We start from the raw sequence: 13,573 nt of genomic DNA on the forward strand, positions 1-13,573 counted from the left end.
CTCTCCTTCGACCGTCGCGGCATCGCCGCTCGACGTTGACTCGGCCCACCCTCACGAACGGATCGCACGGCGGCATCGGTCAACCGGCCTATCAGCGGGACGGCTCGGTGATCCGACCCCGATATCCTGGGAGCAGGGGGAGACACAGATGAGACCAGACCGCGCACCGGCACCCGCCGCCCGCCCCACCGGCATCCGGGGCCGGGCACGCGAGGCCGAGACGGTCGGACGGCTCGTCGCGGCGGCGCGCGAGGGAGAGGGCGGCGCGCTGGTCGTGTCCGGCGAGGCCGGCATCGGCAAGACCACCCTGCTCGCACACGCGTCGGACACCGCGACCGGCTTCGAGCCGCTGCGGGCGGTCGGCGTCGAGTTCGAGATGGACCTGCCGTTCGCAGCCGTGCACCAGCTCTGCGAGCCGCTGCTGCCCCGGATCGGGCACCTTCCCGGCGCCCAACGGGAGGCACTGGAGACGGCGTTCGGGCTGCGCAGCGACGGGACGGCCGACCCGTTCCGCGTCGGACTCGCCGTTCTCGGCCTGCTCACCGAGGCCGCCGGGGAACGGCCGGCGCTGTGCGTGGTGGACGACGCCCAGTGGCTGGACAGCGCCTCGGCGCGAGTCCTCGCGTTCGTCGCCCGCCGGGTCGGCGCACTGCGTGTCGCCTTCGCCTTCGGGCTGCGCGAGGTTCCGGGCACCGCCGTCGGACCAGGCGGTCAAGGTGCGCAGGCCGCCGAAGTGCTGCGCGGGCTGCCCACGCTCACCCTGTCCGGTCTGCCCGAGGGCGAGGCTCGCGCGCTGCTGACCGCGAAGGTCCTGGCACCTCTCGACGCCGCGGTTCGCGAACGGATCATCGCCGAAGCACGCGGGAATCCCCTCGCCCTGCTGGAACTGGCGCGCGGCGCCGGGCCGGCGGCCATCGCGGGCGGCTTCGCGGTCCCGGACACCGACACCGTCGCCGGACGCATCGAACGCAGCTTCCACAGCCGCGTCGCGGCCCTGCCCGACCCCACCCGCCGCCTGCTGCTGATCGCCGCGGCAGAGCCGGTCGGCGATCCCGCACTGCTGCAGCGCGCATGCACCGCCCTCGGTACGGGACTCGATGCGGCGGCCCCCGCGGAGACGGCCGGGCTGCTGGAGCTCGGCGCCCGGGTCAGGTTCGCCCACCCCCTCGTACGCTCGGCCGTGTACCGGACCGCGCCGGCCGCCGAGCGCCGGGCCGCGCACGCGGTGCTGGCGAGGGCGACCGACCGGGGCACGGAACCCGACCGGCGCGCCTGGCACCGGGCGCTGGCGACCACGGGCGTCGACGAGGACGTCGCGGCCGAGCTGGAGCGGTCCGCGCAGCGGGCACAGGCCAGGGGCGGGATGGCCGCCGCGGCGGCGTTCCTGGAAAAGGCGGCCGTGCTGACGCCGGATCCGCCGCGCCGCAACGCCCGTCTGCTGTCGGCCGCGCAGGCCAAGCACGACGCCGGCGCTCCGGACCAGGCGCTCAGTCTGATCGCGGCGCTGGACACGGGTCTGCTCGACGAACTCCAGCACGCCCGGTCGGTACGGCTGCGCGGCCGGGTCTCGTTCGCGGTGCAGCGGGGCAGCGAGGCTCCACCGCTGCTGCTCGAAGCGGCGCGACTGCTCAGCCCGCTCGACGCGTCACTCGCCCGGGAGACCCTCCTCGAAGTGCTGTGGGCGGCGGCCTGGGCGGGACGCTTCGGGCAGGCCGAAACGGTCGTCCGAGCCGCCGAGGAGGTGCTCGCCCGCACGCCGCGCCCGTCTTCGCCGGCCGCCTCGGACCTGCTGCTGGACGGCCTGGTGAAGCTCTTCACCCAGGGACTTCCGGCTGCCGTACCGGACATCCGGGCAGCCCTCGGCGCCTACCGCGGCTCCGATGACATACGGGCCCTGCCGCTCGCCTGCCGCGCTGCCTGGGCCGTATGGGACGACGAGGCCCTGGAGACGCTCAGCGTGCGGCTGACCGCGACCGCCCGGGACTCGGGGGCGCTGGCCGTGCTGCCGGTCGGGCTGAACTTCGAGGCGTGGCTGCGCCTGCACCAGGGCCGCTTCGAGGAGTCCGCCGCCCTCATCCGGGAGGCCGACGCTGTGGCGGAGGCGACGGGTGCGCCCCGCACGACGTACGGCACCGCATTCCTCGCCGGATGGCGTGGCGACCCGCACCGCGACGGGCAACTCCTGGAGCACGGCGCGCGGGAGGCCGCCACACGGGGCGAGGCAACGGCGGTCACGATCACCGAGCTGGCCGCCGCGGTGCTGCACAACGGCGGCGGGCGGTACGGAGCCGCGCTCACCGCGGCGCTCAAGGCCGCGCGGCAGATCCGTATCTCGGCGTTCGGGGTGATGGCCCTGCCCGAGGTCGTCGAAGCCGCGGTCCGTCTGGGGCGGCGGGAGGAGGCGGCCGCCGCGGTCGACGAACTGGCGGCTCGCACCCTGCCCTGCGGCTCCGACTGGGCGCTCGGCATCACGGCCGCGACGCGGGCCCTGATCGCCGACGACGCTGCGGCGGAGGACCTGCACCGCGAGGCGATCGAGCGCCTCGGCCGGACCCGGATGCGCACCTACCTGGCCCGGGCCCACCTCGTGTACGGCGAGTGGCTGCGCCGGCAGCGGCGCCGGGTCGACGCCCGCGCCCAGCTGCTGACGGCGTATGAGCTGCTGTCCGCGATGGGCGCCGCGGCGTTCGCGGCGCGGGCGGAGAGCGAACTGAGGGCAACGGGCGGATTCCGCGGCCCGGTTGAGCGCCCGTATTCGGGGCACGGTGCGGCGGTGGCGGTCCTGGAACCGCTCACCGCCCGGGAGGCTCAGGCCGTCCGGCCCGCCGTACACCGACCGGAGGAGCCCGCGGAGCCGCCCGCCGGCCTTTCCCAACGTGAGGTGCAGGTGCTGCGCCTGGCGGCCCAGGGACTGAGCAACCGGGAGATCGGCATACAGCTGTCGATCTCGGCCCGGACGGTGGGGCACCATCTCGCCCACATCTACGACAAGACCGGCCGGCGGACCCGGACCGGCGTGACACGGTTCGCGATGGAGCACGGCCTGCTGCCCTGACACCCCGCCCGATCGGGTCAGGCCTGGTTCACGACATCCTGCGGCGCCCCGCCCGCGAGGAAGTCCGTCACGTTCTGCACGGCGGCGAGGGCGATTCGGACCAGGGTCTCGCGGGTGACGCCGCCGACGTGCGGGGAGAGCACCACGTTCGGGGCGCGCAGCAGGCGCAGGGCCGGGGTGGGCGGTTCGGGGTCGAAGACGTCGATGCCCGCCCCGGCCAGGGCGCCCTTCTCCAGTGCGTCGGCGAGGGCGTCCTGGTCGATGAGGGCGCCCCGCGCGGTGTTGATCACGAACGCCGTCGGCTTGAGCAGAGCCAGCCGCTCGGTGTTCAGCAGGTGCCGGGTCTCGTCGGTGAGCGGGGTGTGCAGCGAGACGTAGTCGGCGGTGCTCAGGAGTTCGTCGAGCGGGACGTGACGGGCATCGCCGAACTCGGCCTCCGTCTCCGGTGGCAGGCGGCGGCGGCCCGCGTAGACGACGTTCATGTCGAACGCGACCGCACGCCGGGCGACTTCCCGTCCGATCTGGCCCAGGCCCACGATGCCGAGCGTCTTGCCGCACAGTTCCGTCAGCGAGTTCTGGAGCCGGGGGAGTGCCCAGTCGGCGTCGGCGAGCGCGGTGTGGGCGGGGATCAGCTGCTTGGCGAGCGCGAGCATCAGGGCGAAGGTCTGCTCGGCCACGTTCTGCGCCTCGGCGCCGCTGGAGCCGATGTTGCACACGCTCACCGCACGCTCGCGTGCCGCGTCCACGTCGACGTAGTCGAAGCCGTGGCTCGCGCACTGCACCATCCGCAACTGAGGTGCGCAGGCGAGGTGTTCGGCGGTCACCGGGGAGAGTGCGGTGATGATGACGTGCGCGGAGCCGAGCGCGGCCCGGTCCTCGTCGGCCGCCTCCACGACGGTGACGTTGGCGTCCTCGGGGAAGAGCGTGGCGAGGCCGGCGCCGATGGCACGGCCGCCCACGTGGGGCGAGATGACGGCGAGGACGTTCTTCGGGGCGGTCATGCGGATTCCTCGATGAGGTCGGCGGGGCCGATCGTGGCGGGTCCCGCGTGCCCGGACAGGGCGAGGGTGAGGTCGAGTTCGGCGAGCAGACAGCGGATGACGTGCTCGACGCCCGCCTGTCCGTCGAGGCCGAGCCCGTAGGCGTACGGCCGTCCGACGAGCACCGCCTTCGCGCCGAGGGCGAGCGCCTTGAAGATGTCGTCGCCGGTGCGGATGCCGCTGTCGAACAGCACCGTCAGCCGGTCGCCGACCGCCTCCACGACCCGGGGCAGGGCGTCTGCCGCGCCGACGGAGCCGGCGACCTGGCGGCCGCCGTGGTTGGAGACGACCACACCGTCCATCCCGGCGTCAGCGGCAGCACGCGCGTCGTCCGGGTGCAGGATGCCCTTCAGGACGATCGGGCCGTCCCAGTTCTCCCGCAGGAACGCCAGGTCCGGCCAGGTCTTGGCGGGGTCGGAGAACATGCCGACGAAGTGCATGACGGCCGCGTTCGGATCCTCGTGCACCGGCTTGGCCAGGCCGGCTTGGAAGGCGGGGTCGGAGAAGTAGTTGGCGGTGCCGACGCCGTGCAGGAACGGCAGGTACGCCTGGTCGAGGTCGCGCGGGCGCCAGGCCAGCATCGGCGTGTCCAGCGTGACGACGAGCGCGCTGAACCCGGCCGCCTTCGCCCGGCTCAGGAAGCTCCGGGCCACCTCGGGGTCCTTCGGCCAGTACAGCTGGAACCAGCGCTCGGCGTCCCCCATGGCCTCAGCGACCTGTTCCATGGGGGTGCTGGACGCCGAGGACAGGGTGAACGGCACGCCCTGCGCGGCGGCGGCCCGGGCTGCCGCGCACTCCGCGTCCGGGTGCATGATCGACAGCACGCCTATCGGCGCCAGAGCGATCGGCGCGGGCAGGGCGCGGGCCAGCACCTCGACGGACAGATCCCGCTCGTGCACGTCCCGCAGCATGCGCGGCACGATCCTGCGTCGCCCGAGGGCCGTGCGGTTGGCGCGTGCGGTGCTGCCGTTGCCCGCGCTACCCGCCACATAGCCGACCGGGCCGGGGCCGAGGCGCCGCTCGGTCAGCTCCTCCAGCCGCGTCAGATCGGTGGGCAGCCGGGGTACGGCTCCCGACATCCCGTTCAGATAGATCTCGTACTGGAAGTCCGCCCAGTGCTTGCCCATGCGTACGCCCCGCCTCTCGTCACTGAGAACGCGCTGTACGCAGACCATACCGACCGGTAGGGGTGCGAGAGGATCAGGGGGCGGTCGCCGACTCGTGCAGGATGCGGGCCAGATCGTGCGGCCGGGAGAACATCGGCCAGTGGCCGGTGTCCATGTTCACCAACTCCCAGCGGTCGCTCTTGAGGAGTTCGGCTGCGGCGCCCCAGGGTTCCTCGCCGTCGAGGAGGCACTTGACGTAGGTGCCCGGGACCTCGCTCAACGGGCGGGGCATGACCGCCGGTTCGGTCAGCGTGGCGCCCGGGTGCGGGGTCGAGCCGTCGATGAAACGGGCGATCTGCTCGTCCGTCAGTCCCTGGCCCGCGCAGTCGGCCGCGGTGAGCGGCGGCCACGAGCCGCCGTTCTTCACGATCGCCGCCCGCACCTCGTCGCTCGGCCAGCCCGAGAGGAACGAGTCCCCGTCCACGGCGACATTGGCGTCCACCAGCACGACACGCCGCAGCCGGTCCCCGATCCGGACGGTGGCCTGCCCGACCGGCACACCGGAGTAACTGTGCCCGACCAGGACGACATCCCGCAGATCGAGGCGCTCGACCTCGTCGACGATGTCCTGGACGTGTGTCTGCTGTCCGGGTGCCGGCACTCCCTGCTTTTCGGCGAGGCCGGACAGGGTGAGGGGATGGACGCCGTGTCCGGCAACTCGCAGATCGGCCGCCACCTCGTCCCATGCCCACGCCCCGAGCCAAGCACCTGCCACCAGTACGAAGTTGGTCATGCCCGCAACGTAGCCGACGGCACTGACAATGGCTCCCGCTCGGTGATCGGCGGCACCGGCACCTCGACGGTCCGGGCCAGCCGCGCTCCCTCGGGCCCGTACACGGCCCTCGGCTCGGGGAACGCCCGCAGTAGCCCCAGGAACAGTACGGCCGCGACGACCAGCGACAGCGGCAGGCCGATGTCCACCCCGTTCGCCAGATCGCCCAGCGGGCCGACGAACTGGCCGGGGATGTTGGTGAACAGCACGCCGACCACCGCGGCCACCCACCAGGCGGTCATGCCCCGCCAGTTCCAGCCGTGCGCGAACCAGTAACGGCCGCCGCGCTGGCGTCGGTTGAAGACCTGGAGGGCGTCGGGGTCGTACCAGCCGCGCCGGGTCCAGTAGCCGAGCATCATCACGACCATCCACGGTGTGGTGCAGGTGATGATCATGGTGGCGAACGTCGAGATCGACTGCACCAGGTCGAGCGCGAAGCGCCCGACGAAGATGAACGCGACCGACAGCGCGCCGACCATGAGGGTCGCCTGCACCCGCGTGAGCCGCGGGAAGACCGACGAGAAGTCGAGGCCGGTGCCGTACAGCGCGGTCGTGCCCGTCGCCATGCCGCCGATCAGCGCCAGCAGACACACCGGCAGGAAGTACCAGCCCGGTGAGATCGCCAACAGCCCGCCGACGAAGTCGGGCGCCGCCGGATCGACGTACTCGGGGACCTTCGTGGCGATGATGCTCGCGGTCGCGAGCCCGAAGACGAACGGCAGCAGCGTCGCGATCTGCGACAGGAACGCGGCACCGATCACCTTGCGGCGCGGGGCGGACGCCGGGATGTAGCGCGACCAGTCGCCGAGGAACGCCCCGAACGAGACGGGGTTGGACAGCACGATCAGCGCCGCGCCGATGAACGACGGCCAGAACAGCGACTGCGTCGCCGCGTCCGCGGAGTCCGTGAACACGCCCGCGTACGACGGGTCGAAGTCCCCGGCGAAGGCGATCACGCCGATCAGGAACAGCACGCTCGCCGAGGGCACGGCGACCTTGTTGACGAACAGCATGAAGCGAAAGCCGTACACGCACACCGCGAGGACCAGTCCCGCGAACAGGGCGTACGCGACGACGTACGACAGGTTGCCCCGATCCAGGCCGAACAGCCGGTGCGCGCCGCCGACCAGGGCGTCGCCGGAGCTCCACACCGAGATCGAGAAGAACGCGACGGCCGTCAGCAGCGACAGGAACGAGCCGACGACACGGCCGTGCACGCCGAGGTGCGCGGAGGAGGAGACGGCGTTGTTGGTGCCGTTGACCGGTCCGAACACGGCCATCGGACACAGGATCAGAGCGCCCGCCACGACTCCGAGCAGCGTGGCCGCGAGGCCCTGCCAGAAGGAGAGGCCGAACAGGATCGGGAAGGCCCCGAGGACACAGGTGGAGAAGGTGTTGGCGCCGCCGAAGGCGAGACGGAACAGATCCAGCGGGGTCGCGGTGCGCTCGGCGTCGGGGATGCGGTCGACGCCGTGGGACTCGACCTCCGTCAAGGAGGGAGCGGGGGAGGGCAGTTCGGGCTGAGGGGACACGGGGGCTCCAGCGGGGGCGGGGCGGTGGAGCGCGTTGTGGCGCGGCGGGGGCGAAGGCCGGTGCCTGCCGCTGGGGTGTGCGGGCAGCGCGGATGCCGTCCTCTCGGGGATCAGCAGACGGTAAGGCCGTGTGCAAGATCCGCACCAGAGGACGGTTCATCCATCTTCGGTGCCGTGAGTGGACGAAACCTCCATCACTCGGTGTCCGCGGTACCGTCCTCCGGCTCGGCGTCCGGGCCCTGGGCTCGCACCCGATGGACGTTCTCCAGGGACTCGCGCAGTTCGGTCAGCCAGTCGTCCGTGTGCCGCTGGACCAGCCGTACGCACCAGGCGAGGGCCTCGCTGCGGCTGCGGGCGACGCCGGCGGCGATCAGGGTGTCGAGGACCGCGCGCTCGGGCTGCCGCAGCCGGGTCATCACGGGCGCGGCGACATGGGTGAACAGGGCGCGCTCGTCGCCGCACTCCACACCCCAGGACACCTTCCTGCCGAACCGGCGCTCCGCCTCCCGCGCCACCTCGATCCGGGCTTCGCGCGTTCGCTCCCGGAACTCCTGGATCCGGCCCTCCACGGCCGCCTCCCGCTCCGTGGCCGAGGCGCCCTTGGCCAGCTGGGGTGCGGGGATGCGACCGATCACCGTGATCTCCTCGCGGTCGACCGTGACCTCGATCAGCTCATCGAAGAGGTCGTCGGGCAGGCGGCCGGCGAACCAGCCGCGCAGCTTCTCTCGTTGCTCGGTGGTAATCATGTAATCACCATTACTCCGCCGATTCGCAAACGCAAGGGCGTCGAGGGCGTGTCAGCCGAGGGCAGAACCGGAATGTTTCAGGCCTATTAATCAGCAGGTGAAAACCAGCCATTTGGCCACTTGGAACGATCAAGAGGCGCCAAGTTTCGGCGTTGGAACGTTCGAACTCCGTTACTTCACGCCACTGATTCAATACGCAAGGTTACTGAAACCGGTGGTGTCGATGTGAGTTTCGGAGCAGGACTCGGCAGACTCCCGCTCGTCGCTCCGGCACCGATCGCGCCGGAGCCGACACACCCTCAATTTCGAGCGGAAGGATGCACACAATGCGGAACACCGCGCGCTGGGCAGCGACCCTCGGCCTCACGGCCACCGCCGTCTGCGGACCCCTCACCGGATCCGCCCTCGCCACCCCGGACGCCGCCCCCGCCTCTCTCTACGCCCCCTCGGCCCTGGTGCTCACCGTGGGCTACGGCGACAGCGCCACCCTGTCCTCGCCGGCCCGCGCGGTCACCCTGAGCTGCGCCCCGACGGCCTCGGGCACGCACCCCGCGTCCGGCTCGGCCTGCGCCGAACTGCGCGGGGTGAACGGGGACTTCGACGCCTTGAGAGCCAGAGAGGGCGCGCTGTGTACCAAGCAGTACGACCCGGTGGTCGTCACGGTCGACGGGGTCTGGCAGGGCAAGCGCGTCTCCTATGAGCGCACCTTTGCGAACGAGTGCGTGAAGAGCTCCTACGGGGCGAGCCTCTTCGCGTTCTAGGGACCGGGATCGCATGGTCCCCGTGCAGTTCGGCGCAGGCTCGCGGATGGGGAGTGTGAGCTGTGCCGAGGGGGCCCCTGCGATCTCGTATCGGGGGTCGGCCGGGCGGAGTGGGGCCGCCCGGTCGACACCTCGTGACACTGCCTCGTCACATGTCCTCCCCGGGGATCCCGGGGAGGAGAGGGAAGCGGCCCAGCAGACCCGCGCCGCGCAACAGTCGCAGTATCCGCGGCGCGTCCGAGACGACGCGCAGGCGACCACCGTGTTCCCTGGTCCGAGTCTCGGCCCGGCACAGCACGCGCAGCCCCGAGCAGTCGAAGAAGGCCACCCGCCGCAGGTCGACCAGCACGTCCGCCCCCGGCCCGGTGGCCGCTGCGTTCAGATGCTCGGCGAGGAGCGCCTCCGTCGCCAGATCGATCTCGCCCATGACCTCGACCACCGTGAACGGACCGCATATGCGGGTGCGGGCATGGGGATTCGCCGGGGGCGGCTTGGAGCCCATGGGGTCCACGGCCAGGTCCTCGGTCGGATACGGGGCGCGGTCGTCGGCGTCCGGCGTCATGTCCGCTCCACCTCGGCAGGGGCGCATTCGATCCGGGTTGTTACCCGGGGGCGGGGCTGAGCATCCCTGCGGCGCCCTGCGCAAGATCTAGTTCACTCGACCTGGTGAATTTCGCCCTCCAAGGCTTGACGCCTCGACGCCTCAACGCCTCCCCGGTCAACGCCTCCGACCTCGTATTCCTTGACGAGAATATAACCGTCGAGGCATATTGGACTCATGTCCGACGACGCCTCCCTCTGGAGCGCCCTCTCCGATCCCCACCGACGGGCCATCGTCGCGCTGCTCCTCGAGCGGCCGCGGTCCGTCGGGGAGATCGTGGAGGCATGCGGGCTGAGCCAGCCGAGCACCTCGAAGCATCTGAAAGTGCTGCGGGAGGCCGGCCTGGTGCGGGTGCGGCAGGACGCGCAGCGCCGTGTCTACGCCCTCGATCCCGCCCCGATCGCCGCACTCGACGCATGGCTGGCCCCATACCGAACGCTCTGGAACCGCAGCCTGGACGCCCTGGGCCGCCGTCTCGACGAGACACGGCAGACGCCGGACGACACCTCGTACGACCCCGAGGGACCCACCACGAAGGACTGATCCACCATGACCGCCGACCTCACCGGCACCTATCTGACCCTCGACGACGGCCGCCCGGCCGTCCGTTTCAGCCGCACCTACGACCATCCCGTCGAGCGCGTCTGGCGGTTCGTGACCGACGTCGACGAACTGGCCCACTGGTTCCCGTCGCGCGCCGAGATCGAACTGCGCCCCGGCGGCACGATCACGTTCGGCGGCGACCCGAACATGGAGGACTCCACGGGCCGCGTCATCGCCGTCGACGAGCCCCGCCGCCTGTCCTTCGAGTGGGGCGGCGACGAGCTGCACTTCGACCTGGAGGCGTTGGACGAGGGGCGCACCCGCTTCACGCTCACCAACGTCCTCGTCGCCGAGAACACCGCCGCGCGCAACGGCGCCGGCTGGGAGGTGTGCCTGACCGCCCTCGACGCGTACGCGCGCGGGGAGCGCTTCGAGGTGCCGCACGCCGGAGCCGAGGCGCCCTGGAAGGGGCTCTACGACGGTTATGTCGCCGCCGGATTCCCCTCCGGTGCCGCCATCCCGGGCGTGGACGCGTGACGGTCAGGCCATCTGGCGTCGCACCAGCTCGTGCAGTCGCCCGCTCGTGTCCGCGAGCAGCTGCGCGGGCGGGCCCTGCTGGGCGACCTTGCCGTCCTCCATCACGATGACGCGGTCGGCGTCCAGCACCGTGGACAGGCGGTGCGCGATGACGATGCGGGTGGCGTTGAGGGCCTTCGTGGACTCGATGACCGTGCGCTGCGTCTCGTTGTCGAGGGCGCTGGTCGCCTCGTCGAAGAAGAGGATGCGCGGCCGGCGGATCAGCGCCTGGGCGATCATCAGGCGCTGGCGCTGCCCGCCGGAGATCGCGCCGCTGCCCGACACGATGGTGTGCAACCCCATCGGCATCCGCTTGATGTCCTCGGCGAGCCCCGCCATCTCGGCCGCCGCCATCGCCTCTTCCGGCGTGTACGGCTCGGTGCCGCAGATGACGTCCAGGATGGATCCGGTGAACGGCTGGGCGTGCTGGAGCACCACCCCGCACTGACGGCGCACGGCCGACTGGTCGAGCGCCGCCAGGTCCTGCCCGTCGTAGAGCACACTGCCCGAGACCGGCTTGTCGAAGCCGATCAGCAGCCTCAGCAGCGTCGACTTGCCGCAGCCGCTGGGGCCGACGATCGCCACGAACTCGCCCGGCCGGATGTCGAAGGACACGTCGTCCAGGACCAGGGGACCGTCGTCGGAGTACCGGAAGGACAGGCGGCGCGCCTCGATCGAACCGGTCAGCGGGCCCGGCCGGGTGCTCGCCGTACGCACCTCCGGCGTGGCATCCAGCACCGGCTTGATCTCCTCGAACAGCGGCAGCGCGGCGACCGCCGACACGAACGCGCCGGTCAGCTGGGTGACCGAGGTCAGCAGCATCGTCACCGAGGTGCTGAAGGTGAGGAACGCGGCCGCTGACATCGACCCGCGCGCCGGTCCCGCGAGCAGCATGAACATCAGCAGCGTGCACAGCGGGAGATACACCGCGCCCATCACCGTGGTGAGGTTCTTGATCCGCCCCACCTTCTGCTGGAGCTCACGGCTGTGCGCGAACTGCGACGCCCAGGCCGCGTAGGCGTAGTTCTCGGCGGCCGCGACCCGCAGCTTCGGCAGGCCCCGCAGCGTCTGGAACGCCTGGTTGTTGAGCTTGTTGTTCAGCACCACCAGCCGCCGCTGCCAGCGCACCTGCCACAGCCCCAGGCCCAGGAACACGGCGGCGATCACGACCAGCATGCCGATCGCCGCCAGCGCCATCGGCACGCTGTACCAGAACAGCAGCGCCAGATTCATCCCGCCCACCGTCAGGGACGAGGCGACGACAGGGCCGACTCCGGCCATCAGCCGGCGGATCGCGCTGATGCCCATGGCCTGGCTGGCCAGCTCACCCGTCGAGCGCTGGGTGAAGAATTTCGTGGGCAGCCTGAGCAGCCGGTCCCACAGGGCCGGTTGCAGCGTCGCCTCGATACGGCCCTCCAGGCGCAGGATCGTCAGGTTCTGCAGCAGCATGAACGCCGCGGCCACGACACTGCTGATCATCACGGCCAGACAGAACTGCACGATCAGCCCGGTCTGCGCCTTCGGCACGAACTCGCCGAGCACCTTGCCGGTCGCGATCGGCACCAGAGCACCGATCGCCACCGTCACCAGGCCGCTGATCAGGAGGTTCGTGAGGTCACCGCCCGTGCCCTGCATGCTGAACCGCAGCAACCTCACAGGGCTCAACGAGCGGTCGGGCAGCGGGCGGTAGAACATCACCGCGCGCGGCTCGAACTCCTCCGCGTTGGCTTTCTCGATCGGCGTCTCCCGGCCGGTCGCCGGATGGACGGCGACATAGCCGCCGCGCCGCCACAGCAGCGCCACCGGCGCGCCCGACAGCGCCCGGTGGCCCACCAGCGGTCCCACGTTGTCCCGCCACCACCGTCCGTCCAGCCGTACGGCCCGGGTGCGTACCCGCGAGGCGATGGCGACGCGCTCGACCGGGTCGAGCCGGTCGCTCTCCGTGCCGCTCTGCGCCGGCTCGGACAAGGTGATCCCGGCCGCCTGGGCGACCAGCTTGCAGGCGGCGTAGCTGGCGTCCGCGTCGGCGGCCGTCGTCCGCTTGTCGCTGCGTTTGCCGATGGACGCCAGCAGGGTCCGGTCGGCCTGAGCGCGTACCGCCTCGCCGGCCTTGATGCCCTCCGCGGTGCGCGTCTCGTGGGTGCGCTCCAGCTGCTCGATCCAGCGGTCCAGGGTGGTCAGCAGGCGGTACTGCTGGTCGACCATGGACTGCCAGACCGCCGGGTCCATCAGCAGGTCGGCGGCCGCCTCCGCGCCGTACAGCGAGCCGTACTGCACGCTGCCCGGCGGCACCTGCATCCAGAAGACGTCGTCGTCGGTGACCTCGGCGGCCCGTTCGGTGGCCATGGGTGCCTGGAAGAGGATGGTGAGGCTGCGGCCGACGCCGAGCGCGAGGGCGTACTCCAGCGGGCTCGTCTGCGGTGGGACGTACTGCGGGTTGCCGTACTCGTCGTACGACCAGGTCTGGGTGTTGGCGGGCTGGTACAGCTCGCGCAGCCCGATGCGGTGCACGACGCAGTCCCTGAGCGGGCGGGCCACCAGCGTGTGCTGCGGTCCCGGGACCGGGCCGAGCAGCAGCGAGCCCGCCTCCAGGCGGCCGAGGTGGTGCCAGTGCCCCTGCTGGCCGGCGTCGACCGCGAACAGGTCGACCGCGCCGGACGCGACCAGCCACAGCACCTGGGGGCCTTCGAGGTCGATGCGGTTGAACCCGGCGTAGTCGAGGCGCGTGCCCATCTGGCCGAGCGCGTCGAGGACGAGGTCACCCTCGTGGACGGCAGTCAT

General features: G+C 71.6%; 11 protein-coding genes. 4 read left to right on the plus strand and 7 right to left on the minus strand.

The genetic code is table 11. From position 1 onward, the window contains the following. Positions 1-148: 148 nt before the first annotated feature. Complete coding sequence (locus OG254_RS46055) at positions 149-3,055, plus strand: helix-turn-helix transcriptional regulator (RefSeq protein ID WP_405593736.1); 2,907 nt, start codon at positions 149-151, stop codon at positions 3,053-3,055. Positions 3,056-3,072: 17 nt separating this feature from the next. Here OG254_RS46055 and OG254_RS46060 read toward each other — a convergent pair whose 3' ends face one another. The 5 genes from OG254_RS46060 to OG254_RS46080 all read right to left on the minus strand — a co-directional run bounded on the left by OG254_RS46060 (position 3,073) and on the right by OG254_RS46080 (position 8,311). Then, positions 3,073-4,056, minus strand: coding sequence for a 2-hydroxyacid dehydrogenase (locus OG254_RS46060; RefSeq protein ID WP_405593737.1), 984 nt, complete (start codon positions 4,054-4,056; stop codon positions 3,073-3,075). Next, on the minus strand, positions 4,053-5,222 hold the full coding sequence (locus OG254_RS46065; RefSeq protein ID WP_405593739.1) for a lactate 2-monooxygenase: 1,170 nt from the start codon (positions 5,220-5,222) through the stop codon (positions 4,053-4,055). Before OG254_RS46065 ends, OG254_RS46060 begins: the two co-directional genes overlap by 4 nt. A 73-nt stretch (positions 5,223-5,295) precedes the next feature. Then, positions 5,296-5,994, minus strand: a complete 699-nt coding sequence (locus tag OG254_RS46070; protein ID WP_405593740.1) for an alpha/beta fold hydrolase — start codon at positions 5,992-5,994, stop codon at positions 5,296-5,298. Then, positions 5,991-7,565, minus strand: coding sequence for a purine-cytosine permease family protein (locus tag OG254_RS46075; RefSeq protein ID WP_405593741.1), 1,575 nt, complete (start codon positions 7,563-7,565; stop codon positions 5,991-5,993). The genes OG254_RS46070 and OG254_RS46075 overlap by 4 nt, the downstream gene beginning before the upstream one ends. 194 nt (positions 7,566-7,759) lie before the next feature. After that, positions 7,760-8,311, minus strand: coding sequence for a hypothetical protein (locus OG254_RS46080; RefSeq protein WP_405593742.1), 552 nt, complete (start codon positions 8,309-8,311; stop codon positions 7,760-7,762). 326 nt (positions 8,312-8,637) lie between these two features. Between OG254_RS46080 and OG254_RS46085 the strand changes: the two genes are divergently transcribed. Continuing rightward, positions 8,638-9,072, plus strand: coding sequence for a protease inhibitor (locus tag OG254_RS46085; protein ID WP_405593744.1), 435 nt, complete (start codon positions 8,638-8,640; stop codon positions 9,070-9,072). A gap of 148 nt (positions 9,073-9,220) precedes the next feature. On the opposite strand, the gene OG254_RS46090 is transcribed toward OG254_RS46085, so the two are convergent. After that, entirely contained in the window at positions 9,221-9,634 is a 414-nt protein-coding gene (locus tag OG254_RS46090; protein ID WP_405593746.1) for an STAS domain-containing protein, read from the minus strand. 216 nt (positions 9,635-9,850) lie between these two features. Between OG254_RS46090 and OG254_RS46095 the strand changes: the two genes are divergently transcribed. Both OG254_RS46095 and OG254_RS46100 read left to right on the plus strand, forming a co-directional pair. Further along, positions 9,851-10,216, plus strand: coding sequence for an ArsR/SmtB family transcription factor (locus OG254_RS46095; protein ID WP_405593747.1), 366 nt, complete (start codon positions 9,851-9,853; stop codon positions 10,214-10,216). A gap of 6 nt (positions 10,217-10,222) precedes the next feature. Beyond that, the gene (locus OG254_RS46100; protein WP_405593748.1) at positions 10,223-10,753 is read left to right on the plus strand and encodes an SRPBCC family protein; all 531 of its coding nucleotides are present in this window, start codon (positions 10,223-10,225) and stop codon (positions 10,751-10,753) included. A 3-nt stretch (positions 10,754-10,756) separates the two neighbouring features. On the opposite strand, the gene OG254_RS46105 is transcribed toward OG254_RS46100, so the two are convergent. Beyond that, complete coding sequence (locus OG254_RS46105; protein WP_405593749.1) at positions 10,757-13,573, minus strand: NHLP bacteriocin export ABC transporter permease/ATPase subunit; 2,817 nt, start codon at positions 13,571-13,573, stop codon at positions 10,757-10,759.

The organism is Streptomyces sp. NBC_01092 (assembly GCF_045039535.1).
Taxonomy (GTDB): Bacteria; Actinomycetota; Actinomycetes; order Streptomycetales; family Streptomycetaceae; genus Streptomyces.

Excerpts from the sequence above, each read along its gene's own strand:
- OG254_RS46085 (WP_405593744.1), top strand. The coding sequence starts at position 8,638 with ATGCGGAACACCGCGCGCTGGGCAGCGACCCTCGGCCTCACGGCCACC.
- OG254_RS46105 (WP_405593749.1), bottom strand. The coding sequence starts at position 13,573 with ATGACTGCCGTCCACGAGGGTGACCTCGTCCTCGACGCGCTCGGCCAG.
- OG254_RS46055 (WP_405593736.1), top strand. The coding sequence starts at position 149 with ATGAGACCAGACCGCGCACCGGCACCCGCCGCCCGCCCCACCGGCATC.
- OG254_RS46065 (WP_405593739.1), bottom strand. The coding sequence starts at position 5,222 with ATGGGCAAGCACTGGGCGGACTTCCAGTACGAGATCTATCTGAACGGG.
- OG254_RS46080 (WP_405593742.1), bottom strand. The coding sequence starts at position 8,311 with ATGATTACCACCGAGCAACGAGAGAAGCTGCGCGGCTGGTTCGCCGGC.
- OG254_RS46060 (WP_405593737.1), bottom strand. The coding sequence starts at position 4,056 with ATGACCGCCCCGAAGAACGTCCTCGCCGTCATCTCGCCCCACGTGGGC.
- OG254_RS46070 (WP_405593740.1), bottom strand. The coding sequence starts at position 5,994 with ATGACCAACTTCGTACTGGTGGCAGGTGCTTGGCTCGGGGCGTGGGCA.
- OG254_RS46090 (WP_405593746.1), bottom strand. The coding sequence starts at position 9,634 with ATGACGCCGGACGCCGACGACCGCGCCCCGTATCCGACCGAGGACCTG.
- OG254_RS46095 (WP_405593747.1), top strand. The coding sequence starts at position 9,851 with ATGTCCGACGACGCCTCCCTCTGGAGCGCCCTCTCCGATCCCCACCGA.
- OG254_RS46100 (WP_405593748.1), top strand. The coding sequence starts at position 10,223 with ATGACCGCCGACCTCACCGGCACCTATCTGACCCTCGACGACGGCCGC.